This is a genomic window from Pseudomonas endophytica (assembly GCF_001411475.1).
GTDB lineage: Bacteria > Pseudomonadota > Gammaproteobacteria > Pseudomonadales > Pseudomonadaceae > Aquipseudomonas > Aquipseudomonas endophytica.
Map to the genome: position 1 here is coordinate 26,803 of NZ_LLWH01000124.1, position 20,944 is coordinate 47,746.

Consider the following 20,944-nt stretch of genomic DNA (forward strand, 5'->3'; position numbering starts at 1 on the left):
TTACTTCAGCTGATTCATGCGCTCAATGACTTGGCGAGTGATGTCGTACTGAGGTTTCACATCAATCACAGCACCACGCTCGAACACCAGGTCAAAGGCGCCCTTCTTGATGACTTCTTCAACAGCGCTGTCCAGTTTTGGCTTCAGCTGTTTCAGCATTTCACGGTCAGCAACAGCTTTGGCTTCGTTCAGTTCTTTGGACTGGAACTGGAAGTCACGGGCCTTTTGCTTGAATTCAAGCTCCAGACGCTCACGCTCGCCTTGCTGCATTTTGTCGCCACCACTGACCAGACGGTCCTGAATACCCTTAGCGCTGCTCTCTAGGTTTTTCAGTTTGGTCAGTTGTGGGCCGAATTTCTTCTCGGCATCCACGGCATAACGCTTGGCAGCGTCGGATTCAAGCAAGGCCATCTGATAGTTCAGCACTGCAATTTTCATGTCTGCAAATGCTGGGCCTGCTGCCAAAAGTGAAGCCAGGAGAACCAATTGAGTCAACTTACGCACGATGCACTCCTAAAAAATCCGTTGTCTGTATCTAAAGTCAGGCTTTTAGAAAGTCTGGCCGAGGGAGAATTGGAACACCTGAGTGTCTGCGTCATCCGGTTTCTTGATCGGCATAGCCAAGCTGAAGCTCAGCGGGCCAAGCGCAGTCACCCAAGTCACACCAACACCGACAGAACTGGCCATGTTACTAAAGCTGATATCGCAATCTTTGGTATCACCTTTGCAGTTGGTGTCAAACACGTTACCCACATCCCAGAATACGGAGGTGCGCAGGGAACGCTGGTCTTTCACGAACGGCATCGGGAACAGAACTTCCACACCACCTTGGATCAGAACGTTACCACCAAACGGTAGCGGGTCTTGATCAGGGTCGGCAATGGTACCTGGGTTGCGTCCAGAACTTGGGGTGCTGCGTGGGCCCAGAGCACTGTCTTTAAAGCCACGTACCGAGTTGAAACCACCCGCGTAGTAGTTCTCGTAGAACGGCAAACCTTCAGTTGAGCCGTATCCATCACCATAGCCCAGTTCTGTGTGCAGACGCATGGTGTAAGTGTCAGTCAACGGCTGGAACATTTGCGCACGGTAGTCCAACTTGTAGAACTGTAGATCACTGCCAGGAATCGTGGATTCCAGTACCAAGCTCTGCGAGGTACCACGCGTTGGCAGTACACCTTTGTTCAGAGTTGATTCAGACCAACCCACCGAAGCCTTGAAGTTGAGGTACTTGTCACCTTCACGGTTAACGAAGTCGAAGATCTCGTCAACAGTGTAGCGACCCGTGCTGATTTCATCCTGCTGAACGGTCAGACCGTAGGTCAGACGCGAGGTATCGCTGATCGGATAGCCCATGGTGATGCCAGCACCGAGGCTGTCCACCGAGTAGTTGGCTACGTCAACGTCCAGTTCTTTATAGTCAGTCGTACGGTAGAAAACGTTGTAACCCAAGCTCACGCCATCTGGCGTCCAGTACGGGTCAACATAGCTGAAGTTATAACGGCTTTGGTATTCGCTACGCGTCAGGCCAATGCTGACTCGGTTACCCGTACCCAGGAAGTTGTTTTGAGTAATCGAGCCACCGAGGATCAAACCTGCGCTCTGAGCAAAACCGACGCTGGCGGTGATCGAACCCGATGCTTGCTCTTCTACTGCATAGTTCACATCAACCATATCGTCAGTGCCTGGCACTGCCGGGGTTTCAACGTTCACTTCTTTAAAGAAGCCTAAACGCTCAAGGCGAACCTTGGACTGGTCAATCAGGTACGTCGACGCCCAACCGCCTTCCATCTGACGCATTTCACGACGCAGCACTTCATCTTCAGATTTAGTGTTGCCGCGGTAGTTGATACGGTTCACGTAAGCACGCTTGCCCGGATCGACGACGAAGGTGATGGCTACTGTGTGATTTTCAGGATCAGGTTGAGGTACACCGTTCACGTTGGCGAAGGTGTAGCCTTCGTTACCCAAGCGACGGGTAATCAGTTCGGAGGTCGTGGTCATCAGCTTGCGGGAGAAGACTTGACCCGGCTGAACCAGCAACAGCGATTTGATCTGATCTTCCGGCACCTTAAGGTCACCGCTCAGTTTCACTTCGCCGACATTGTATTTTTCGCCTTCATTCACGTTGACCGTGATGTAGACGTTCTTTTTGTCCGGAGTGATCGAAACCTGGGTCGAGGCAATATCCATGTTGATATAGCCGCGATCGAGGTAGTAGGAACGCAGACGCTCCAAGTCACCCGACAGCTTTTCACGCGCATACTTGTCATCGTTCTTAAAGAACGACAACCAGTTAGTGGTTTTCAGCTCGAACAGATCAATCAGATCCGATTCTGGGAATACCGTGTTACCCACCACATTGATGTGCTGGATAGAAGCAACGGTGCCTTCATTGATATTGACCTTCAAGGCAACGCGGTTGCGCGGCTCAGGCACCACTTCGGTGTCTACCGTCGCCGAGTAGCGGCCTTGGGCAACGTACTGGCGTTGCAGCTCGTTACGAACACCTTCAAGGGTCGCACGCTGGAAGATTTCACCTTCAGCCAGACCTGATTGCTTCAGGCCTTTCATCAGGTCATCAGTAGAAATCGCCTTGTTACCGTCAATGGTGATGCTAGAGACGGAAGGACGTTCGACAACCGTAATGACGAGCACATTGCCATCACGACCCAGTTGGATATCCTGAAAGAAACCGGTTTTGAACAACGCACGAGTGGATTCCACCAAACGGCGGTCATCCGCTACCTCACCCACGTTCAGCGGTAACGCGCCAAACACGCTGCCAGCAGAAACCCGCTGGAGCCCGTTGACACGGATATCAGAGATAGTGAAGGACTCGGCGTGAACTTCGGCGATCATCAGTACGGCGAGAACCGCAGTTAGCAGCAGACGTTTCATGAAGTCCTTTCTTATTCCAACTGGCAATAAACAAACTGCCGCAAAATGCGGCAGATTCGCAATTCAGCGAAGTGTTTACAGTCGTCCCAAATCGTTGACCAGAGCAAGCAACATCACTCCAACCACCAAGCTGATACCGATCTGCATCCCCCAACCCTGTACCCGATCCGACAAGGGGCGACCACGCACCCACTCAATCAGATAAAACAACAAGTGCCCACCATCCAATACTGGAATGGGCAACAAGTTCAGAACCCCAAGGCTAATACTCAGATAAGCCAAGAAGTTCAAGAAATCAGCAACACCCGACTGGGCAGAAGCGCCCGCCACTTTAGCAATGGTTATCGGTCCACTCAAGTTTTTTACCGAGAGCTCGCCGAACAACATTTTCTTGAGTGAGTCGAGGGTCAGCACACTCATGGTCCACGTACGCTTAACCCCCTCACCGATTGCCGCAAGCGGGCCATAGCTGACCTCGCGGATCATCGCAGGTGGCCAATCGACACCTTTAACCCCAGCCCCCAGATAGCCGGTAGCCGCTTCACCTTCACCGCGAGCCGCCAACACAACCGGTACATCTAACTGAGCGCCATCACGCTCAATGCGCAAATCAATTCGGGCAGCGGGCCGCAGACGAACCCAATCCACAACTTGCTGCCAATCGTTAACCGGCTGATCGTTCATAGACAGCAATTTGTCGCCTGTCTTAAGACCGGCAGCCTGGGCTGGCCCCTTCGGGTCCAACTCTGCCAGCACGGCCGGCAATTCTGGGCGCCAAGGCCGAATACCTAACGATCTAATAGGGTCTGGCTCATCGGCACCTTTAAGCCAGTCATGCAAAACAAGCTGATGGGACGTTTCGACATCGGAGTCTGGCCCGCGCACCGCTACCTGGATCGAGCCGCTTTCACCCAAGCGACGAACCAGTTGCAGGTTCACGTTCGACCAGCCCACGGTATTCTGGCCATCAATGGAAACAATTTCTTGGCCTGCCACCAGACCCGCTTTCGCCGCCAGACTGCCACTCTCGACAGCGCCGATGACAGGGCGCACCTGCTGGCTGCCCATCATTGCCAGCACCCAGAAAAACACAATGGCCAGCATGAAGTTGGCAATAGGCCCAGCCGCCACAATGGCTATGCGCTGCCCTACTGTTTTGCGATTGAAAGACTGATCAAGCTGATCAAGCGGAACGTCGCCCTCTCGCTCATCAAGCATTTTCACGTAGCCGCCCAAGGGAATAGCAGCGACTACAAACTCAGTGCCTTGGCGGTCATGCCAGCGAAGTAAAGGCGTACCGAAGCCCACAGAAAAGCGCAGAACCTTGACGCCACAACGGCGCGCCACCCAAAAGTGACCGAATTCATGAAATGTGACCAACACCCCTAATGCGACCAGGGTGCCAACAATCATATAGAGCGCACTCATCTACTTTCTCCGCAATTCTGTCCGGCTCCGACATGTACCATTTGTCAGTTATTACGGCTCAACCACTGCTCAGCCCGCAGTCGCGCTTGGGTATCTGCTGCAAATACAGCATCCAGCTCGTCGACTGCAACCACAGGCTCATTACTTAACACATCTTCTATAAGCTGAGCGATTTGCGGATAGCGGATTCGCCCCTCAAGGAACGCCGCCACCGCCACCTCATTCGCCGCATTGAGCATCGCGGGCGCACTGTTCCCCGCCTCAGCCGCCTCTCGACACAGGCGCAAACAAGGGAATCGCTGCTCGTCAGGACGCTCAAAGTCCAGTCGTGCAACGGCAAATAAGTCCAAAGGCGCAACGCCCGAGTCAATCCGCTCAGGCCATGCCAATGCATTGGCGATAGGCGTCCGCATGTCAGGGTTGCCGAGCTGCGCCAACACAGAACCATCCACATAGTCGACCAGCGAATGGATCACACTTTGCGGATGGATCACCACCTCAACCTGATTAGGCTTTGCATCGAACAGCCAGCACGCCTCGATCAGCTCTAAGCCTTTGTTCATCATGCTCGCTGAGTCGACAGATATTTTACGCCCCATCGACCAATTGGGATGAGCACATGCTTGATCTGGCGTTACATCCTGCAAATGCGCCAAGGGGGTTTCTCGGAAGGGCCCGCCCGACGCAGTGAGCAAGATCCGGCGTACGCCGACTGCACCCAAACCACGGGCATAGTCAGACGGCAAACATTGGAAAATTGCGTTGTGCTCACTGTCGATAGGTAACAACACCGAACCACTGCGACGCACAGCCTGCATAAACAGGTCGCCCGTCATAACCAGCGCTTCTTTGTTGGCCAAGAGGATTTTCTTACCTGCGTTGACCGCCGCCAACGTAGGACGTAAGCCCGCAGCGCCGACGATTGCAGCCATGACTGCGTCAACTTCTGGCGCAGACGCCATCTGACACAAGCCTTGCTCACCCACCCAGACTTCTGTGGCGAGCCCTGCCGAATGTAGATCTGCCTGCAATTGGCTGGCCGAACGCTCGTCCGGCACCACAGCCACTCGCGGCCTATGCTCAACACAGATGGCAAATAACTCAGCGAGACGGCTATACCCACTGACACCGAAAACCTGATAGCGATCGGGATGGCGCGCAATCACATCAAGCGTGCTCAGACCAATCGAACCTGTAGCCCCCAGCACCGTAATCTGTTGAGGTCGATTCATGATCCGGCGATCCATAGCAGTACCGCAAACAACGGGACCGCCGCAGTCAAACTGTCGATGCGATCCAGAACGCCGCCATGCCCTGGCAACAAGTTACTGCTGTCTTTGATACCCGATTGACGCTTAAACATGCTTTCGGTGAGATCGCCGACCACGGAAACAAGCACAATCATCGCCGCGCCGAACAGTGCAGCAACAATCTCGGAAACACTCCAGCCACGCACCAGGCCGACAACAGCCGTGATGATCAAACTCAGCAGCAAGCCACCATAAACCCCTTCCCAGCTTTTGCCCGGACTGACTTTAGGTGCCAGCTTGCGCTTACCGAACTTGCGACCGGAAAAGTAAGCACCAATATCTGCGCCCCACACCAGCACCATAACCGCCATGATCAGCCAGTTGCCCAACGGCATCGCCTTGATCAGCACCAAACCTTGCCAAGCGGGCAGCAAAATCAACAGCCCTATAACCAACTTGGTCGATGTGGCCGACCAGCGCTCAGCTGATTCTGGGAAGCTCAGTACCAACCAGGTGGCTACCCCCCACCATAAGACCGCAGCTCCTAGTACCCAAGGCGCGATATCAGGGAAGACATACAACCCAAACAGCAGCAGAGCGACTAATACTGCATAAGCCACCCGTGCAGGCTGAGCTTCAAAACCTGCCAGACGCGCCCACTCCCAAGCACCTAGGGTGACGACCAGGCCGATAAACAGCGCAAAGCCAAAACCTTGGAGCAGGAAAAAGCCGCATAGAGCGATGGGTAGCAATATAAGTGCAGTGATGATGCGTTGTTTAAGCATTAAACCCGGGCTCCAGCCTCAACCTGCTCGCTTGTTTTACCGAAGCGACGCTGGCGAGAAGCGAAATCAGCCAATGCATTACGCATGGCCTCGTGTTTGAAGTCCGGCCAGAACAGGTCGGAGAAGTACAGCTCGGCGTACGCCAACTGCCATAGCAAGAAATTGCTGATGCGATGTTCGCCACCCGTCCGAATACACAGATCAGGCAACGGAAGATCACCTGTCACCAAGCAACTTTGCAGCAAGCCCGGGGTGATCTCTTCAGGCTGCAAATGCCCAGCTTGCACTTCACGCGCTAATTGCTGCGCAGCCTGTGCTATGTCCCACTGGCCGCCGTAATTAGCGGCGATTTGCAACACAAAGCGATCAGCGCCTGCCGTCATCAGCTCTGCCTCACGCATCGCCGCCTGCAGATCAGGATGGAAACGTGAGCGATCACCGATGATCCGCAAGCTGATGTTGTTTTCGTTAAGGCGTTTGGCCTCACGCCGAAGCGCCTTGAAGAACAACTCCATCAAGGCACTGACTTCAGCTGCAGGGCGTTGCCAGTTTTCACTGGAAAACGCGAATAACGTGAGCACCTCGACGTTAGCCTCGACGCACACCTCAATCACTGCGCGAACAGCATCCACTCCCGCTTTATGCCCGGCAACACCGGGCAGAAAGCGTTTTTTCGCCCAGCGATTATTACCATCCATGATGATCGCAACGTGTCGCGGCACCGATGAAGGCTCTGTCTGCTTGGTCTTTTCCATAAAACGCCCAGACCCTTATACGGCCATCAGGTCCGCTTCTTTAGCCTTGGTAGCCGTATCAATATCTGCTTCGGCCTTATCGGTCAGCTTCTGAATATCAGCGGCGGCACGACGCTCTTCGTCTTCGCTGATTTCTTTATCTTTAACCAGCTTTTTCAGCTCGCTCAACGCATCGCGACGAATGTTGCGAACGGCAACACGAGCATCTTCAGCGGCGCTACGCGCTTGCTTGGTGAAACCTTTACGGGTTTCTTCAGTCAAGGCTGGCATGGAGATCAGCAGCAGTTCACCCAAGTTCGTCGGGTTAAGGTTCAGACCTGCGCTTTGAATAGCCTTATCAACAGCCGCCAACATGTTGCGCTCAAAGGCCACAACCTGCAGGGTACGGGAATCTTTGACGGTGACGTTGGCTACGCCGCTCAGTGGGGTGTCTGCGCCGTAGTAAGGCACCATTACGCTGCCCAGAATGCTTGGGTGCGCTTTACCTGTGCGGATCTGGCCAAATGCATGAGCCAATGATTCCAGCGACTTTTGCATGCGCGTTTGAGCGTCTTTTTTGATTTCGTTGATCATTGTTGAACTTCCTCGATCAGAGTTCCTTCAGCGCCGCCGTGGACAATATTTAGCAGGGCGCCGGGCTTGTTCATATTAAACACACGCAATGGCATTTTATGGTCACGGCACAGACAGATAGCCGTAAGGTCCATAACCCCCAGTTTGCGATCCAGTACTTCATCGTAAGTCAGATGATCGAACTTCTCTGCATGCGGGTCTTTAAATGGATCTGCGGTGTATACACCGTCAACCTTAGTTGCTTTGAGCACTACATCAGCGTCGATTTCAATAGCACGTAAGCAAGCAGCCGAATCCGTTGTGAAGAAAGGATTGCCGGTACCCGCAGCGAAAATCACCACATCTTTAGCGTTCAAGTGACGCATAGCCTTGCGACGATCATAGTGATCAGTCACGCCAACCATTGAAATAGCCGACATGACGATGGCAGAGATATTCGCACGTTCCAGCGCGTCGCGCATGGCCAAGGCGTTCATTACAGTTGCCAACATGCCCATGTGGTCGCCAGTAACACGATCCATACCGGCCGCACTTAGCGCAGCACCACGGAACAGGTTGCCACCACCAATCACCAAACCTACTTGAACGCCGATGCCGACCAATTGGCCCACTTCCAGCGCCATACGGTCGAGTACCTTGGGGTCGATCCCGAACTCTTCAGAGCCCATCAGGGCTTCGCCGCTTAGCTTGAGTAGGATGCGTTTATAGCGAGTTTGATAACCAGCGCCCTGCTGAGCCATTACGAATCTCTCCTGCCGCGTTTTTGAAAAAATCTGTGCGAAGCTACGTTCAGCCCGCGCTTACTCTAGCGTGGCGCTGCACAGCAGCACCATCGGAACACGACTTTATCAATCGGTTCCGCAAGAAAAGGGAAAACCCTCTCCCATTTGAAAAGAGGCTGCGCGCGTGAGCGGGCAGCCTCTTCGGGTCGACAGTGTAAAACCGTCTTATTGCTTAGCTGCAGCCAGTTGAGCAGCAACTTCTTCAGCGAAGTTGTCGACTGGCTTCTCGATGCCTTCACCTACTTTGAAGTAAGTGAAGGAAACGATTTCAGCGCCGGCTTTCTTGGCCAGTTCGCCAACCTTGATTTCAGGGTTTTTAACGAACGCTTGCTCAACCAAGCTAGCTTCAGCCAGGAACTTGCTGATACGGCCTTTAACCATGTTTTCAACGATGTTTTCTGGCTTGCCTTTGATTTTCTCTTCGTTGAGGCTCAGGAACACGGCTTTTTCGCGTTCGATTGCTTCAGCAGAAACTTCGCTTGGCAGCAGGAATTCAGGGTTGCTTGCAGCTACGTGCATAGCGATGTCTTTGGCCAGCTCAGCGTTACCGCCTTTCAGAGCAACCACAACACCGATTTTGTTGCCGTGTAGGTAAGCGTCTACAACGTCACCTTCAACACGCACCAGACGGCGAATGTTCACGTTCTCGCCTACTTTAGCAACCAGTGCTTCACGCGCTGGCTCTTGAGCAGCGATCAGCGGAGCTGCGTCGGTCAGCTTCTCTGCGAACGCTTTATCAATGCTGGCAGCAACGAAGTTTTTGAAGTCGTCTTGCAGAGCCAGGAAGTCGGTTTGCGAGTTAACTTCAAGGATAACGGCAGACTTGTTATCGTCAGCAACTTTAACCGCGATAGCGCCTTCAGCAGCAACGTTACCTGCTTTTTTGGCAGCCTTGATAGCGCCCGAAGCACGCATATCGTCAATGGCTTTTTCGATGTCGCCGCCAGCCTTGGTCAAGGCTTTCTTGCAATCCATCATGCCTTCGCCAGTACGCTCACGCAGTTCTTTAACCAACGCTGCAGTAATCTCTGCCATTTCAAAAATCCTCTTGGATAGGTTTTCAACCATTCCACCCGACCGAACGGGCGTTCAATTCGTATGAAGCCTGCCTCGATACTCCCTGTCAGCCGCAATCTGATACAGCAATGACGGGAGCATGTCCAACAAATGGATTTCGAGGTGGCAAAAAGGGGGCCAAGCCCCCTTTTTGCGCACTGAGTAAACGCTAGGCGTTAGTTACTCAGCCTTCAACTACCGCTGCAGCTGGAGCTTCTTCGACGAAAACGTCGGTGCCGCCAGCAACGTGGTTGCGACCACGGATAACAGCATCAGCCATCGCACCCATGTACAGCTGGATAGCGCGGATTGCGTCATCGTTGCCTGGGATGATGTAGTCAACGCCTTCTGGGCTGCTGTTGGTGTCGACAACGCCGATTACCGGGATGCCCAACTTGTTAGCTTCGGTGATCGCGATGCGCTCGTGGTCAACGTCGATAACGAACAGAGCGTCTGGCAGACCGCCCATGTCTTTGATACCACCCAGGCTACGATCCAGCTTTTCCAGATCGCGAGTGCGCATCAGCGCCTCTTTCTTGGTCAGCTTAGCGAAAGTACCGTCTTCTGCTTGGATTTCAAGATCACGCAGACGCTTGATGGAAGCACGGATGGTTTTGAAGTTGGTGAGCATGCCGCCCAACCAGCGGTGATCCACGTACGGCGAACCGCAACGTGCTGCTTCTTCAGCAACGATCTTGCCAGCGGAACGCTTGGTGCCGACGAACAGAATCTTGTTTTTGCCCTGGGCCAGACGCTCTACGAAAGTCAGAGCTTCGTTGAACATTGGCAGGGTTTTTTCAAGGTTGATGATGTGGATCTTGTTACGCGCGCCAAAGATGTATTTACCCATCTTTGGATTCCAGTAACGGGTTTGGTGACCGAAGTGCACACCGGCCTTCAGCATATCGCGCATGTTGACTTGGGACATGGTAGTTCCTTAATAAGTCGGGTTAGGCCTCCACGTATCCCAACGACCAACCAGCAGCTTCAAGCTGAAGGCACCCAGGTCATCGTGTCGATACGTGTGTGGGTTTGTGCTCTGCGGGCTATACCCGCAAAGCGGCGCATTTTATACCACAAGGTGCTTTAAAAACGAAGCGCGAATTCAAGTTTTATTGCTAAGTCGCTGTAGCACAAGGGTTTGCGCCCTACCCCGAGGTTCAAACCCAACACTCACGCTATATATCAACACCCTGAGCGAGCTTACTCGCGATTTTTTAGTTTGCCGGTGGGTCGGCGTACATATCCATTAACTGCGCAACGGCTTTTACGGGTTACGTTGCGCTCTGGTGATCCTCGCTCAGGCCTGCCGAAGGGGCGGGAAGATCAAAAGTAAAAGCTTTATGACGGTGTGTAGCTGAAATGTCTCGTCACACACCTGCAATCCTGATGATGAGCGCTAACGCGCGAAGAGAGCCTGTATGACCGTCACCCTCAAAACGCCCGAGGACATCGCAAAAATGCGTGTCGCCGGCAAACTGGCCGCCGACGTACTGGAAATGATCGCCGAGCACGTTAAACCTGGCATCACTACTGAAGAATTGGACCGTATTTGCCATGACTACATCGTCAATGTGCAACAGGCCATTCCTGCACCACTCAATTACAAAGGTTTCCCCAAGTCGATCTGTACCTCGATCAACCACGTGGTTTGCCACGGTATTCCAGGTGACAAGGCACTGAAAGAGGGTGACACCCTCAACATTGACATCACCGTAATTAAAGACGGCTATCACGGCGATACCAGCCGCATGTTCCACGTCGGCAAAGTTCCGGTCTGGGCTGAACGCCTGTCGCAAGTGACTCAGGAATGCATGTACAAAGCCATCGAACTGGTTAAACCTGGCTGCCGCCTAGGCGATATCGGCGAGGTGATTCAGAAGCACGCCGAAAAAAACGGTTTCTCTGTGGTTCGCGAGTTCTGCGGTCACGGTATTGGCAAGGTGTTCCACGAAGAGCCACAAATCTTGCACTACGGGCGCGCAGGCACCGGCATGGAGCTCAAGGCCGGTATGACCTTCACCATCGAACCGATGATCAACCAAGGTAAGGCCGACACGAAAGTGCTGGGCGATGGTTGGACGGCTATCACCAAGGATCGCAAGCTGTCAGCCCAATGGGAACACACCCTGCTAGTGACTGACACCGGCTATGAGATCTTCACCCTGCGCAGCGATGACACCATCCCGCGCGTTTCGGCCTGATAGTTGCTTCTTCTAGCGACTCACTAGAAACAAACCCGACAACAGGAATGCCAAACGATGCCGCAGGTGGATCCCGAACTTTTTGACCGCGGCCAGTTCCAGGCCGAACTGGCTTTAAAGGCAAGTCCGATTGCCGCTTTCAAAAAGGCGCTCCGCCAGGCAAGAGAGGTACTCGACGAACGCTTTCGTAAAGGCCGCGATATTCGCCGCCTGATCGAAGACCGCGCTTGGTTCGTCGATAACATCCTGCAACAAGCATGGGACCAGTTCAGCTGGAGCGACCAGGCCGATATTGCCTTGGTCGCGGTGGGCGGTTACGGGCGGGGCGAACTGCACCCCTACTCCGACATCGACTTGTTAATCCTGCTCGACAACGCTGATCACGAGATTTTTCGCGATTCAATCGAACGGTTTCTGACACTGCTTTGGGACATTGGCCTTGAAGTTGGCCAGAGCGTTCGCTCTATTGAGGAATGCGCAGAGCAAGCCCGCGCTGACCTGACCGTCATTACCAATCTGATAGAAAGCCGTACCATTGCTGGCCCCGAGCGTTTGCGACAACGCATGCTGGAGGTCACCAGTACCGAACACATGTGGCCCAGCAAGGAGTTCTTTCTGGCCAAGCGTGCCGAGCAAAAAGCTCGGCACCACAAGTACAACGACACCGAGTACAACCTAGAACCCAACGTCAAAGGCTCACCCGGCGGCCTACGCGATATCCAAACTATTTTGTGGGTAGCGCGTCGCCAGTACGGCACCTTGAATTTGCGCGCGCTGGCCGGTGAAGGGTTCCTCGTCGAAAGCGAACACAGCCTGCTGTCTTCCAGCCAAGAGTTCCTGTGGAAGGTGCGCTACGCCTTACATATGCTCGCCGGGCGCGCTGAAGACCGCCTCCTGTTTGATCATCAACGCAGCATTGCCGAACTACTCGGTTTTACCGGCGAAGACACCAAACAGATCATTGAAAACTTCATGCAACAGTACTACCGGGTAGTCATGAGCATTGCTCAGCTCAGCGACCTCATCATCCAACACTTTGAAGAAGTGATTCTGGCCCCGGAAGACGAAGCGCCACCGACACCGATCAACTCGCGCTTTCAACTGCATGACGGCTATATAGAAGCCACCTGCAACAATGTGTTTAAACGCACACCGTTTGCCATGCTCGAAATCTTCCTGTTAATGGCTCAGCACCCCGAAATCAAAGGCGTGCGCGCTGATACTATCCGACTGCTGCGTGAGCACCGATACCTGATCGACGACGAATTTCGCAACGACATTCGTAATACCAGCCTGTTTATCGAGCTGTTCAAATGCAAAATCGGTATTCATCGCAACCTGCGCCGGATGAACCGCTACGGCATCCTAGGGCGTTACCTGCCCGAGTTCGGCTTTATCGTCGGGCAGATGCAGCACGACCTGTTTCACATTTATACCGTCGATGCGCACACCCTGAACCTAATCAAGCATCTGCGTAAATTGCAGTACACCCAAGTTTCAGAGAAATTCCCGCTGGCCAGCAAGCTGATGGCCAAGCTGCCCAAGCCGGAACTCATTTATCTAGCAGGGCTGTACCACGACATTGGCAAAGGCCGTCACGGCGATCACTCCGAGATTGGCGCAGTGGACGCAGAAACGTTCTGCATCCGCCACCACCTTCCCGCTTGGGATACGCGGCTGATCGTGTGGCTGGTACAAAACCATCTGGTGATGTCGACCACCGCCCAGCGCAAAGACCTGTCCGATCCGCAAGTGATCCATGACTTTGCTCAGACCGTGGTCGATGAAACCCACCTCGACTATTTATATGTACTGACCGTGGCCGATATTAACGCCACCAACCCGACGTTATGGAACTCATGGCGTGCCAGTCTGTTGCGCCAGCTGTACACCGAAACCAAGCGCGCTTTGCGTCGCGGCTTAGAAAACCCGGTGGATCGCGAAGAACAGATTCGCCAGACTCAACGTGCCGCGTTAGACATCCTGGTGCGCAACGGCAACGATCAAGACGATGTGGAACAGCTGTGGTCGCAGTTGGGTGACGACTACTTCCTACGCCACACATCTGCCGATGTGGCCCTGCACACCGAAGCCATCTTGCAACAACCGGCCGATGGCGGCCCGCTGGTACTAATCAAAGAAACCACCCAGCGTGAGTTCGAGGGCGGCACTCAGATTTTCATCTATGCCCCCGACCAGCACGACTTCTTCGCCGTGACCGTGGCGGCCATGGACCAGCTCAACCTCAACATCCATGACGCACGCATTATTACCTCCAGCAGCCAGTTCACCCTCGACACCTACATCGTGCTCGACAACGACGGCGACTCGATCGGCAACAACCCGCAACGCATCGAAAAGATCCGCAAAGGGCTGACCGAAGCCCTGCGCAATCCAGACGACTACCCCAACATCATCCAGCGCCGAGTGCCGCGCCAGCTCAAGCATTTTGCTTTCCCGCCGCAGGTAACGATTCACAACGACGCACAACGCCCGGTCACCGTGCTGGAGCTCAGCGCCCCTGATCGGCCGGGGTTGCTAGCACGCATTGGGATGATTTTTTTGGAGTTTGATCTGTCGTTGCAAAACGCCAAGATCGCCACCCTCGGCGAGCGCGTCGAAGACGTTTTTTTCATCACCGACGAAAACAATCAGCCCCTGTCTGATCCACAACTGTGCATACGTTTGCAAGAAGCCATCGTGGAGCAACTAACGGTCAACAAAGACTCAACCCCAGAACCCTGGCGCCTGAGCATCTAGCCGCCGAGTGAGATCCGCACCCAATGAACAACGCTCTAAATCAGTTGCAACCTTACCCGTTCGAAAAACTGCGCGCCCTGCTGGGTAGCGTGCAACCTAACGCCGACAAACGCCCAATTGCCTTGTCGATTGGCGAACCGAAACACCGCTCGCCGGACTTCGTGGCCAAAGCGTTGGCAGATAACCTTGATCAAATGGCGGTTTACCCGACCACTCTGGGCCTGCCAGCCCTGCGCGAAGCGATTGCTGGCTGGGCTGAGCGCCGCTTCAAGGTGCCGGCTGGCTGGCTCGATCCTGCGCGCAACATCTTGCCCGTCAACGGGACCCGTGAAGCGCTGTTTGCCTTCACCCAAACCGTGGTTAATCGGGGCGAAGATGCGCTGGTAGTAAGCCCGAACCCGTTCTACCAGATCTACGAAGGGGCCGCGTTTTTGGCCGGCGCCAAACCGCATTACCTGCCGTGCCTGGCCGAACAGGGTTTCAACCCGGACTTCGACGCTGTTTCAAGCGAAACCTGGAAGCGCTGCCAGATTCTGTTTCTGTGCTCACCGGGCAACCCAACCGGTGCACTGATCCCACTAGAAACGCTGAAAAAACTCATCGCCCTAGCGGATGAGTACGACTTCGTCATCGCGGCGGACGAGTGCTACAGCGAGCTGTACTTCGATGAGCAAACGCCACCCGCTGGTTTGCTCAGTGCCTGTGCGGCGTTGGGCCGTCAAGACTTCAAGCGTTGCGTGGTGTTCCATAGCCTGTCCAAGCGCTCCAACTTGCCGGGGCTGCGCTCAGGTTTTGTGGCCGGTGATGCCGATATCCTCAAAGCTTTCTTGCTGTACCGCACTTACCACGGCTGCGCCATGCCGGTGCAAACCCAACTGGCGAGCATCGCGGCTTGGAACGACGAAGACCATGTTCGTGCCAACCGCGACCTGTACCGCGCCAAATTCGATGCCGTGCTGGAGGTTCTAACCCCGGTGCTGGATGTGCAGCGCCCGGATGGCGGCTTTTATCTGTGGGCGAACGTACAAGGTGATGACGCTGAGTTCTCCCGCGACCTGTTCGCTGAAGAACACGTCACCGTGGTTCCGGGTTCTTACCTGTCGCGCGACGTAGACGGCTTTAACCCAGGCGCTGGGCGCGTGCGCATGGCCTTGGTCGCCCCCTTAGCCGAATGCGTAGAAGCCGCCGAGCGGATTCGCGACTTCATCCAACGCCGCTGCTAACCCCTTCTCTGTGGCGAGCTTGCTCGCGATCTTTTGACCGCTAAAGTCAAAAGATCGCAGCCTGCCGCAGCTTCTACAGCAAGTCAGTGTTTGCGGTTTATTTCACCGCCCCCAAATTCGCTTCGCTCAAGTCCAGATCACGCAGAATTTCACTGAGCACGTCATCGCCAATCTCATGATGGCGACGCAGGCTGTACAGCTCCAATCGCTGCGCCCTGAGCGCCTTGATCCGCAAACGACTTTCCAGCGCATCCATTTGCGAGGCCAATGCTTGCGCCTCCTCGGAGTCATTGAACACTTCGAGCTGATGCCTGTACTCAGACATGATTCTGGCCTTCAACTCAGCCGCCAATGCCGCTTGAGCCGCATCTTGCGGGCTGTCTGTAGGCTCAACCACCTCTTCTGCTTCCAGCGCATGAATCGCCGCTTCAGCCGTGCGTCGCCATGCTTCTTTAACTTCTTTACGCATGGCGTCGTCTGGGGTTTTCTCTATGCCGCGCAACAGCAATGGTAAGCCGATACAGGCCGCGACCAACGACAACAAAATCACCCCAGCGGCAATAAAGATCAGCAAATCGCGCTCAGGAAAATCAACGCCCTTGCTCATCAACAAAGGCACCGACATCACACCGGCCAGCGTCACCGCCCCGCGCACGCCGCCGACCGTCAATAGCCCGCACGAGCGAGCCGTCGGTAGCAGAGCCAGCTCGCCCTTGCCCCGCCAGCGGCGCAGCAACGCAAATAAACGCCAAATGCTTTGCACCCAGATAAAACGCAACGCCACCAGCACCAGAAAGATCGCGATCACATCCAGGCAGCGATAAAACAAGGTTGGCCACAGGGTCGTTTCGTGGCTGACAACCGCCTTTATGATGTCTGGCAGTTGCAGGCCCAATAACAAGAAGATCAGGCCATTAAACGCAAACTCCAACAGCCCCCACACGCTGCGATTGAGCAGACGGGTGCTGGTTTGACGCGGCAACAGATCAAGCCAGCTTTGCATCATCCCCGCCGCCACCGCCGACAAAATGCCCGAAGCGCCCAGGCGCTCTGCCAAGACATAAGCGGCAAACGGTAGCAACAACATAAATACCACGTGGGTGGCCGGGTCATCCCAACCGCGACCAATCATCCAAGCACGCATGCGCCCGACCAGCCAGCTCAAGACCACACCTGTGGCTAAGCCACCGCAAGCCACCAGCACAAACGTCACGCTGGCATCAGTCAGCGAAAAAAAGCCGGTGATCGCCGCCACCAAGGCAAATTTGAAGGTCACCAAACCCGATGCGTCGTTCATTAACGCTTCGCCCTGAAGCATATGCATCAGTGGAGCTGGCAGGCGGTCCTGTGAAATGGCCGATACGGCCACCGCGTCAGTGGGTGACAGCACTGCGGCCAAGGCGAATGCCACAGGCAACGGAATGGTCGGCATAAGCCAGTGAATGAAGTAACCCGCACCCACCACGGTAAACAACACCAAGCCGACGGCCAGGGTCAGAATCGGCCCCCGCAACTGCCAGAGTTGACGCTTGGGCATCCGCCAGCCATCCGAGAACAATAGAGGCGGCAAGAACAGGAACAAAAACAGCTCCGGGTCCAGCGCAACGTGCAAACCCAGGGTCGGCCACGCCAACACGGCACCGGCAGCGATTTGCACCAACGGCAGAGGTAAAGGGATCACACGCCCTAATAAACGCGAGACTCCTACTAACATCAGCAAGATGAGTACGGTGTAGGCGGTTTGCATATCTACAGAATTCCCAAACGATCAGCTTTGGCTAACAGCAATGATTCAAACACAGCGCGAGACTCAGTACGAAACGTTTTCAACGCCACGTTAGCGATATGTACATACATTTCCTACAGTGCTTGGTTAGAGCTTCTGACTAAGCCTCATAGTAGCTTCAAACGTCTAAAGCACAGCTTGAACCTAAGTCGTACGACGATTACATGTCACAAGAAGCTGCCAAGGTTACAGGCAGCCTGCGCTCAAGCGCTTCGCCCGTGGCATAATCTGCCACCGCTTATTTCCATGTATCCCCAAAGGAAGGGCAATTCAGTGACCGATTCGAGCAAGACGTTGCACCTTTTCGGCATCAAAGCCTGCGACACCATGAAAAAGGCTCGCACCTGGCTGGATGAACATGCTGTTCGTTATGACTTCCATGATTACAAAACCAGCGGTATCGACCGTGAGCACCTGACCCAATGGTGCGACGAGCACGGCTGGCAAATCGTGCTTAACCGCGCTGGCACAACCTTTCGCAAACTCGAAGACGAACAAAAAGCCGATCTCGACCAAGCGAAAGCCATTGAGCTAATGCTCGCCCAACCCTCGATGATCAAGCGCCCAGTGCTCGATCTCGGTAACAAAACCCTGATTGGCTTCAAGCCTGATCTTTATGCGGCGGCCCTTCTCTAAGCCCAATGGCTAAAGCCCGCCCATTCATTTTTGTAAGAGGTAATTGCATGTCTACTACCCTATTCAGCGCGGCCTTCGGTGTCGGCACTCAAAACCGCCAAGGCGCATGGCTGGAAGTGTTCTACGCACAACCGCTGACTAACCCATCGGCCGAGCTGATCGACGCTATCGCACCGATCTTAGGCTACACCGGCGGCAATCAGGCAATCACCTTCACCAATGCTCAAGCCGCGCAACTGGCTGAAGCCCTAAAGCCGGTAGACGCAGCCCAAGCCGCATTGCTGACCCGTTTGGCCGAAAGCCACAAGCCGTTGGTGGCCACTCTGCTGGCTGAAGACACCGCACTGACCTCGACACCAGAGGCGTACCTGAAGCTGCACCTGCTGTCCCATCGTCTGGTCAAGCCGCACGGTCTGAGCTTGGCAGGCGTGTTCCCGCTGCTGCCAAACGTGGCATGGACCAGCCAAGGCGCCATCGACCTCAGCGAACTGGCTGAACGTCAACTTGAAGCGCGCCTGCGTGGCGATTTGCTGGAAGTGTTCTCGGTCGACAAATTCCCGAAAATGACTGACTACGTTGTACCCGCTGGTGTGCGTATAGCTGACAGCGCGCGTATTCGTCTGGGCGCCTACATCGGCGAAGGCACCACCGTGATGCACGAAGGTTTTGTTAACTTCAACGCAGGCACCGAAGGCCCAGGCATGATCGAAGGCCGTGTATCGGCAGGCGTCTTCGTGGGTAAGGGGTCGGACTTGGGCGGCGGCTGCTCGACCATGGGCACACTGTCTGGCGGTGGCAACATCGTGATCAAAGTCGGCGAAGGCTGCCTGATCGGCGCCAATGCGGGTATCGGTATCCCACTGGGCGATCGCAACACCGTTGAGTCGGGCCTGTATGTGACCGCGGGGACCAAAGTCGCGCTGCTGGATGAAAACAACCAATTGGTTAAAGTGGTTAAAGCCCGTGAACTGGCTGGCCAACCTGACCTATTGTTCCGTCGCAACTCTGAAACCGGCGCTGTGGAATGTAAAACCCACAAGTCGGCCATTGAGCTGAACGAAGCGCTGCACGCTCACAACTAAGCGTTTATCTGCAACTGACGAGGCTGGCGTCCGGCCTCGTCAACAGAGCCTTGAACACCATGCTTTTGCCTTCTCCCTGGCGCGCTGACTTCCCGGCCATCGCCGCCTTGCAACGTCAGGACCAGACCTATCTGGACAACGCTGCTACTACGCAAAAACCTCAAGCCCTGCTCGACGCACTGACGCATTACTACGCCAGTGGCGCCGCCAACGTGCACCGTGCCCAGCATTTACCGGGCGCCCATGCGACCCAAGCGTTTGAGAACACACGCCACAAAGTCGCCCAATGGCTCAATGCCACCCACTGCGGGCAGATTGTATTCACCCACGGTGCCACCTCGGCACTTAATCTTCTGGCTTACGGGCTGGAACACTTATTTAACCCGGGCGATGAGATCGTTATCAGCGCTTCGGAACACCACGCCAACTTGCTGCCGTGGCAACAACTGGCCCAGCGCAAACACCTCTCGCTGATCGTGTTACCACTGGATGCCAGCGGCGTAATCGACCTCAACGCCGCCGCGCGCCTGATCACCCCGCGCACCCGCCTGCTGGCCGTCAGCCAGCTCTCCAACGTGCTGGGCGTCTGGCAACCCTTGCCGGCGTTGCTGGCTTTGGCTAAAGCGCACAACGTGCTGACCGTGATTGATGGCGCCCAAGGCATCGTTCACGGTCGCCAAGACATAGAAGCGCTCGGGTGTGATTTCTACGTATTTTCTAGCCACAAGCTCTATGGCCCAGACGGTGTAGGCGTTCTCTTTGGTCGCCACGCAGCGCTGGCCAACCTTAAACACTGGCAGTTTGGCGGCGAGATGGTGCAAGACGCTGATTACCAGCACGCCACTTTCCGCTCGGCGCCGCTGGGCTTCGAAGCGGGTACCCCACCGATTGCCAGCGTGATTGGCCTGGGCGCGACCCTGAATTACCTGAGCAGCCTCGACCAAAGCGCCGTAAACGCTCACGAAGCGGCATTGCATGCACTGCTGGTTGAGGGTTTGCAGCAACGCCCCGGCGTTCGGCTGTTGGGCTCGCCGCAACTGGCCTTGGTGAGCTTTGTGGTTGACGGCGTGCACAACGCCGACCTCGCCCACTTATTGACCGAACAAGGCATTGCCGTGCGGGCTGGGCATCACTGCGCCATGCCACTGCTGAAAAGTCTAGGCTTGGCGGGGGCGATTCGCGTGTCGTTGGCGCTGTACAACGACTCTGATGACCTGGCGCGTTTTTTTGATGCGCTTGATCGAGCGTTGGAGTTGCTGCAATGACCCTACCTGTCGACGCCCAAGCTGCCCTCGCCACCTTTAAACACTGTGCAAGTTGGGAGCAGCGCGCACGCCTGCTGATGCAATGGGGTCAACGCCTGCCGGAGCTGGCTGACGCTGACAAAACTGACGCCAACCGCGTGCATGGTTGTGAAAGTCAGGTGTGGTTAGTGGGTGAGTTGAAAGACGGCCATTGGCAATTTACTGCCAGTAGCGACGCACGCTTGATCCGCGGGCTGGTGGCATTGCTGCTGGTGCGAGTCAATGGCTTGTCTCGCGAGGTGTTGCAGCAAGTAGACCTACCCGACTGGTTTAACCAGTTGGGCCTGAGCCGCCAGTTGTCACCTTCGCGTAGCAATGGGCTGAATGCCGTGTTGCAACGGATGCGTGAGTTAGCCCTTTAGCCAACCCCGCAGGCTGCGATCTTTTGATCTTTAAACGCAAAAGATCGCAGCCTTCGGCAG

At 55.0% G+C, this 20,944-nt stretch carries 18 protein-coding genes; 7 read left to right on the plus strand and 11 right to left on the minus strand.

The window, feature by feature from the left end; translation table 11 throughout:
• The 10 genes from AQS70_RS09610 to rpsB form a co-directional block, all read right to left on the minus strand.
• Positions 1–504 carry an OmpH family outer membrane protein gene (locus AQS70_RS09610; protein ID WP_048368091.1) on the minus strand — a complete coding sequence of 168 codons (504 nt, stop codon included), beginning with the start codon at positions 502–504 and terminating at the stop codon, positions 1–3.
• A 45-nt stretch (positions 505–549) separates the two neighbouring features.
• The gene (bamA, locus tag AQS70_RS09615; protein WP_055102574.1) at positions 550–2,898 is read right to left on the minus strand and encodes an outer membrane protein assembly factor BamA; all 2,349 of its coding nucleotides are present in this window, start codon (positions 2,896–2,898) and stop codon (positions 550–552) included.
• A 75-nt stretch (positions 2,899–2,973) separates the two neighbouring features.
• Positions 2,974–4,326 carry a sigma E protease regulator RseP gene (gene rseP, locus AQS70_RS09620; protein WP_055102575.1) on the minus strand — a complete coding sequence of 451 codons (1,353 nt, stop codon included), beginning with the start codon at positions 4,324–4,326 and terminating at the stop codon, positions 2,974–2,976.
• A gap of 44 nt (positions 4,327–4,370) precedes the next feature.
• The gene (gene ispC, locus AQS70_RS09625) at positions 4,371–5,558 is read right to left on the minus strand and encodes a 1-deoxy-D-xylulose-5-phosphate reductoisomerase (RefSeq protein ID WP_055102576.1); all 1,188 of its coding nucleotides are present in this window, start codon (positions 5,556–5,558) and stop codon (positions 4,371–4,373) included.
• A complete protein-coding gene (locus tag AQS70_RS09630; protein WP_055102577.1) occupies positions 5,555–6,361 on the minus strand; it encodes a phosphatidate cytidylyltransferase in 807 nt (268 codons plus the stop codon). Before AQS70_RS09630 ends, ispC begins: the two co-directional genes overlap by 4 nt.
• A complete protein-coding gene (gene uppS / locus AQS70_RS09635) occupies positions 6,361–7,116 on the minus strand; it encodes a polyprenyl diphosphate synthase (protein ID WP_055102578.1) in 756 nt (251 codons plus the stop codon). The genes AQS70_RS09630 and uppS overlap by 1 nt, the downstream gene beginning before the upstream one ends.
• Before the next feature lie 15 nt (positions 7,117–7,131).
• Positions 7,132–7,689: a ribosome recycling factor gene (gene frr / locus AQS70_RS09640; RefSeq protein WP_055102579.1), complete on the minus strand. Its 558-nt coding sequence runs from the start codon at positions 7,687–7,689 to the stop codon at positions 7,132–7,134.
• Positions 7,686–8,429, minus strand: a complete 744-nt coding sequence (gene pyrH / locus AQS70_RS09645) for a UMP kinase (protein WP_048368099.1) — start codon at positions 8,427–8,429, stop codon at positions 7,686–7,688. Before pyrH ends, frr begins: the two co-directional genes overlap by 4 nt.
• Positions 8,430–8,636: 207 nt before the next feature.
• Positions 8,637–9,506, minus strand: a complete 870-nt coding sequence (gene tsf / locus AQS70_RS09650; RefSeq protein WP_055102580.1) for a translation elongation factor Ts — start codon at positions 9,504–9,506, stop codon at positions 8,637–8,639.
• A gap of 205 nt (positions 9,507–9,711) precedes the next feature.
• Entirely contained in the window at positions 9,712–10,455 is a 744-nt protein-coding gene (gene rpsB, locus AQS70_RS09655; protein ID WP_055102581.1) for a 30S ribosomal protein S2, read from the minus strand.
• A 493-nt stretch (positions 10,456–10,948) separates the two neighbouring features.
• On the opposite strand from rpsB, the gene map reads away from it, so the two are divergent.
• The 3 genes from map to dapC are packed head-to-tail and all read left to right on the plus strand — an operon-like array spanning position 10,949 to position 15,714.
• Complete coding sequence (gene map, locus AQS70_RS09660) at positions 10,949–11,731, plus strand: type I methionyl aminopeptidase (protein ID WP_055102582.1); 783 nt, start codon at positions 10,949–10,951, stop codon at positions 11,729–11,731.
• Between the two features lie 57 nt (positions 11,732–11,788).
• Positions 11,789–14,491 carry a [protein-PII] uridylyltransferase gene (locus tag AQS70_RS09665; RefSeq protein ID WP_055102583.1) on the plus strand — a complete coding sequence of 901 codons (2,703 nt, stop codon included), beginning with the start codon at positions 11,789–11,791 and terminating at the stop codon, positions 14,489–14,491.
• Positions 14,492–14,514: 23 nt separating this feature from the next.
• On the plus strand, positions 14,515–15,714 hold the full coding sequence (dapC, locus tag AQS70_RS09670; protein ID WP_055102584.1) for a succinyldiaminopimelate transaminase: 1,200 nt from the start codon (positions 14,515–14,517) through the stop codon (positions 15,712–15,714).
• Between the two features lie 97 nt (positions 15,715–15,811).
• Here dapC and AQS70_RS09675 read toward each other — a convergent pair whose 3' ends face one another.
• Positions 15,812–17,461, minus strand: a complete 1,650-nt coding sequence (locus AQS70_RS09675) for a Na+/H+ antiporter (protein ID WP_055102585.1) — start codon at positions 17,459–17,461, stop codon at positions 15,812–15,814.
• A 285-nt stretch (positions 17,462–17,746) separates the two neighbouring features.
• On the opposite strand from AQS70_RS09675, the gene AQS70_RS09680 reads away from it, so the two are divergent.
• The 4 genes from AQS70_RS09680 to AQS70_RS09695 are packed head-to-tail and all read left to right on the plus strand — an operon-like array spanning position 17,747 to position 20,884.
• Entirely contained in the window at positions 17,747–18,136 is a 390-nt protein-coding gene (locus tag AQS70_RS09680) for an ArsC family reductase (protein WP_187331802.1), read from the plus strand.
• Between the two features lie 47 nt (positions 18,137–18,183).
• A complete protein-coding gene (dapD, locus tag AQS70_RS09685; protein WP_055102587.1) occupies positions 18,184–19,218 on the plus strand; it encodes a 2,3,4,5-tetrahydropyridine-2,6-dicarboxylate N-succinyltransferase in 1,035 nt (344 codons plus the stop codon).
• A gap of 59 nt (positions 19,219–19,277) precedes the next feature.
• Positions 19,278–20,483 (plus strand): aminotransferase class V-fold PLP-dependent enzyme, encoded by a 1,206-nt coding sequence (locus tag AQS70_RS09690; protein ID WP_055102588.1) that lies wholly within the window; start codon positions 19,278–19,280, stop codon positions 20,481–20,483.
• Positions 20,480–20,884: a SufE family protein gene (locus AQS70_RS09695; RefSeq protein ID WP_055102589.1), complete on the plus strand. Its 405-nt coding sequence runs from the start codon at positions 20,480–20,482 to the stop codon at positions 20,882–20,884. Before AQS70_RS09690 ends, AQS70_RS09695 begins: the two co-directional genes overlap by 4 nt.
• The last annotated feature ends 60 nt before the right edge of the window (positions 20,885–20,944 follow it).

Excerpts from the sequence above, each read along its gene's own strand:
- AQS70_RS09690 (WP_055102588.1), top strand. The coding sequence starts at position 19,278 with ATGCTTTTGCCTTCTCCCTGGCGCGCTGACTTCCCGGCCATCGCCGCC.
- uppS (WP_055102578.1), bottom strand. The coding sequence starts at position 7,116 with ATGGAAAAGACCAAGCAGACAGAGCCTTCATCGGTGCCGCGACACGTT.
- ispC (WP_055102576.1), bottom strand. The coding sequence starts at position 5,558 with ATGAATCGACCTCAACAGATTACGGTGCTGGGGGCTACAGGTTCGATT.
- AQS70_RS09630 (WP_055102577.1), bottom strand. The coding sequence starts at position 6,361 with ATGCTTAAACAACGCATCATCACTGCACTTATATTGCTACCCATCGCT.
- tsf (WP_055102580.1), bottom strand. The coding sequence starts at position 9,506 with ATGGCAGAGATTACTGCAGCGTTGGTTAAAGAACTGCGTGAGCGTACT.
- pyrH (WP_048368099.1), bottom strand. The coding sequence starts at position 8,429 with ATGGCTCAGCAGGGCGCTGGTTATCAAACTCGCTATAAACGCATCCTA.
- AQS70_RS09680 (WP_187331802.1), top strand. The coding sequence starts at position 17,747 with ATGTATCCCCAAAGGAAGGGCAATTCAGTGACCGATTCGAGCAAGACG.
- AQS70_RS09695 (WP_055102589.1), top strand. The coding sequence starts at position 20,480 with ATGACCCTACCTGTCGACGCCCAAGCTGCCCTCGCCACCTTTAAACAC.
- dapD (WP_055102587.1), top strand. The coding sequence starts at position 18,184 with ATGTCTACTACCCTATTCAGCGCGGCCTTCGGTGTCGGCACTCAAAAC.
- frr (WP_055102579.1), bottom strand. The coding sequence starts at position 7,689 with ATGATCAACGAAATCAAAAAAGACGCTCAAACGCGCATGCAAAAGTCG.
- dapC (WP_055102584.1), top strand. The coding sequence starts at position 14,515 with ATGAACAACGCTCTAAATCAGTTGCAACCTTACCCGTTCGAAAAACTG.
- bamA (WP_055102574.1), bottom strand. The coding sequence starts at position 2,898 with ATGAAACGTCTGCTGCTAACTGCGGTTCTCGCCGTACTGATGATCGCC.
- AQS70_RS09665 (WP_055102583.1), top strand. The coding sequence starts at position 11,789 with ATGCCGCAGGTGGATCCCGAACTTTTTGACCGCGGCCAGTTCCAGGCC.
- rseP (WP_055102575.1), bottom strand. The coding sequence starts at position 4,326 with ATGAGTGCGCTCTATATGATTGTTGGCACCCTGGTCGCATTAGGGGTG.
- AQS70_RS09675 (WP_055102585.1), bottom strand. The coding sequence starts at position 17,461 with ATGCAAACCGCCTACACCGTACTCATCTTGCTGATGTTAGTAGGAGTC.
- map (WP_055102582.1), top strand. The coding sequence starts at position 10,949 with ATGACCGTCACCCTCAAAACGCCCGAGGACATCGCAAAAATGCGTGTC.
- rpsB (WP_055102581.1), bottom strand. The coding sequence starts at position 10,455 with ATGTCCCAAGTCAACATGCGCGATATGCTGAAGGCCGGTGTGCACTTC.